This window comes from Anaerococcus cruorum (genome assembly GCF_046365495.1).
In the GTDB taxonomy this organism is placed as follows: Bacteria; Bacillota; Clostridia; order Tissierellales; family Peptoniphilaceae; genus Anaerococcus; species Anaerococcus cruorum.
In genome coordinates this window covers 1-517 of record NZ_JBGMEH010000005.1, presented here as the reverse complement: position 1 = coordinate 517, position 517 = coordinate 1, and the positions used below count along the sequence as shown (strand labels likewise).

Below are 517 nucleotides of genomic sequence, written 5' to 3'. Positions count from 1 at the left end.
GAAAGTGCTTTGCACTTTTCATCCTAGACGAATGTTTTGCTTGCAAAACAAAGACTAGGACTCCTCAACAATGAGGAAAGAAAACCCACTAGCCAGACAGAGAATGATACGTTATTCTCTAATTATTAGAAACACAGACATAATCATTGATATAAATTAAATTTCAATATTATACTATATACAAAATATAGTAAACATGGGGATATAGCTCAGTTGGGAGAGCACCTGCCTTGCACGCAGGGGGTCAAGAGTTCGAATCTCTTTATCTCCACCATAATGACCTATCACCATTTGCAAAGCAAATGGAATGAAGGTCAGACGTCGCGGCGTTTCAAAGTTGCTTGCAACTTTGTCAGCAAGCCGACGAGTTTGTCTGAAAGATATGGTCATTAATATAGTAGTTTCTAAGTTTTATGAATAAACTTACGAAATCTACGACGCTAATCGTACGGATAATTAATCTGTACATTAGAAAACAAACTGAACCATAAAAACTAAATAGCAAACAATATTTCCA

The 517-nt window shown here is 36.0% G+C and carries 1 tRNA gene; it reads left to right on the top strand.

The window, feature by feature from the left end:
• The first annotated feature begins 198 nt into the window (after nucleotides 1-198).
• Nucleotides 199-274 (top strand) — tRNA-Ala (locus ACCQ40_RS04575).
• Nucleotides 275-517: the final 243 nt, after the last annotated feature.